This is a genomic window from Bradyrhizobium sp. P2_E8, assembly GCF_056403875.1.
This window is the reverse complement of sequence record NZ_JBFUES010001091.1, coordinates 1-2,321: the sequence shown is the minus strand read 5'-3', so window position 1 is coordinate 2,321 and position 2,321 is coordinate 1. Positions and strand designations below refer to the sequence as shown.

At 67.5% G+C, this 2,321-nt stretch carries 3 protein-coding genes; 2 read left to right on the top strand and 1 reads right to left on the bottom strand.

Going from position 1 to position 2,321, the window contains the following annotated elements; translation table 11 throughout:
- The coding region (locus AC1D00_RS37055) for a zinc-binding dehydrogenase (RefSeq protein ID WP_477014078.1) at window positions 1-350 on the top strand (350 nt) is incomplete at its 5' end.
- Window positions 351-363: 13 nt separating this feature from the next.
- Here the strand turns inward: AC1D00_RS37055 and AC1D00_RS37050 are convergent.
- Window positions 364-1,230 carry a DUF3280 domain-containing protein gene (locus AC1D00_RS37050; RefSeq protein ID WP_404557108.1) on the bottom strand — a complete coding sequence of 289 codons (867 nt, stop codon included), beginning with the start codon at window positions 1,228-1,230 and terminating at the stop codon, window positions 364-366.
- Window positions 1,231-1,421: 191 nt separating this feature from the next.
- Here AC1D00_RS37050 and AC1D00_RS37045 point away from each other — a divergent pair.
- Window positions 1,422-2,321, top strand: a 900-nt coding sequence (locus AC1D00_RS37045; protein WP_477014077.1) for a histidine kinase, incomplete at its 3' end; no start/stop codon positions are given.

The window sequence follows — 2,321 nt, the reverse complement described above, 5'->3', positions numbered from 1 at the left end:
ATCCCTGGCGCGCCGGCAAGGGCGTGTTCGACACGCTGTTCGAGGCTTCCGGCAACCAGGCAGCGCTGCGCATCGCACTCGACGTGCTCAGGCCCGGCGCCACGCTGGTGCAGCTCGGCCTCGGCGGCGAGATGACGCTGCCGATCAATTCCATCGTCGCCAAGGAATTGCAGCTGCGCGGCACCTTCCGCTTCGATCCCGAGTTCGAGCTCGYGGTGCGGCTGATGGGCGAAGGCCTGATCGACGTCAAGCCGCTGATCACGGCCACCATGCCATTCGAGAACGCGGTCGCCGCCTTCGAGCTTGCCAGCGACCGCGCGCAATCGATGAAGGTGCAGCTGACGTTCTAGGCAACGACCGGCACTATTGGCTCTCGATCAGCCGGTCGCTGACCAGCCGCACAGCCCCGCGCTTCCAGGAATAGTCCGCGCCCATGCGCAGGCCGCTGTCGCCGCGTGACACCACGGCGCCGGTCCTGGCATCGCGGACCTGGAAGCCGAGCGTGTACTCGGTGCGGCTGACCCGCCGCACCACGCCGACCAGCGATTGGTCCGCGCCGAGCTTTTGCGCAATCGCCGCCTCGCAGCCGCCACAGTCCCGCAAGGCACGCGCCTTCACCGCCTCGCCGCTGACATCGACGATGCGGTAGCGACCGGATTGGCCCAGCGCCTCGCGCACGCTGCCGGTGACCTCAGCCAGGTACGACGCATCCGAACTGGCCGAGGCGCCCATCGACGCCGCGGTCATGTCCTCGAGCTCGAACTCGAACACCGCCAGCGCGACCGGCGCTTTTGTGCCGAGCGCGGCGATGACTTCACGCGACACGAAGATCTCGGCGCGCTCCCATGATTCATCATTGTCGCCGCGAAAGGTGTAGAGCTTGTCCATCACGATCTTCTTGGCACCGACGTCGATCACGGCGACCTTGGCCCATTGCACCAGCGTGCTCGTCTTCTGAATGCCGCCGATCACCTTGAAGGCCGCGCCATCCTGCGTCGACGGCACTGGCCGGTAGCGCCCGTCCGCACTGATATCGCGCCTGAGCGCGGCCATGAACGCCGACAGCCGCCGCTCATGGGCGGCGGTCTGGTTGGCCGGCTCGGCCGACGTATCGGTATAGCTGAAGTCGTCCATGGCAACGCCGATGGCGACCTCGGCACCGGCTGGCGAATAGGCCGCCGGCAGGACGACAAGGAGAAAGGCGGATAGGATCAACCGGGACAGGTGCATGAGCGGGCCTCGTGTGACGGAGCGGCGCGAAAAACTGGAGGGTCGCCTCAGGCCATGCACCCGTGTCTGTCCCGGCGAGTGCCGGGAAAATTTCACGACGTTGCACTGCGGTAGAGTGCAGCGCTTTCCGCCGCCTGCGTTCTGCCGTTTAATGCGGAGGCAACAAACCCGTTCGCGCCAGGTGCCCGCCGATGTGGAACCGCCCGAGATCCGATCTCAAGGTCCGTCTGACGTTGCGCGTGGCCGCAATATCGGCCGCCTGCTTCGCCGCGATATCAGCCTATTTCCTTGTCACGGCGGACCGCGAGGCGCATGCGCGCATCGACGGTATCGCCGCCATCGTGGCGAAGTCGCTGGAGCTGCAACAGGGCAAGGTCCAGTGGGTGGCAAGCCCGCGCTCGGACTTCCCCAATCTTGACCCCGTATCGGCCTACGTGATGACGCCCGGCCTGTGTCTGGCATTCCGCGGCACGAGCGGCGACATACTTCAGCGATTCTGTAGTGGCGCGCCTACCCCGGCGAACCCGCCGCCGCAGGTCTTCGCGGCATTCTATCGCAGCCTGTTCGACCCCGGCCGCGAGGCGGCGCGGCCTGTGATCGTACGCGGAGCAAAGCTCGGCGAGACCGTGGTCTCGGTCGATCCGGCCGTGCAGACGGCGGAGGCCTGGCACGAGGCTGGCCGCCTGATGATCGCGCTTGCGATCGCACTGCCGCTGCTCTGCGCACTGGTCTATGCGGCACTGGCGCGGGCGTTGCGCCCCACCCGAATGATCCGCACCGGCCTCGAGCGGATCGCGGCCGGCGACCTCGCCGCACGGCTGCCGCCGTTCGACCTCGCCGAGCTCTCCGCCATCCGCGACGTCTTCAACCATCTCGCCGAAAGCCTCGACACCGCGCTTGCCGAGCGCAGCGAGCTGACGCGAAAGCTGATCGCGCTCCAGGACGAGGAGCGCCGCCATCTCGCGCGCGAGCTGCACGACGAGTTCGGCCAGTCGCTGGCCGCCATCCGCGCGCTTGCCTCATCCGTCCGCCAGACCGCCGCGCTGGACTGCCCTTCCCTGCTGTCCGAATGCGACGGCATCGCACGGACC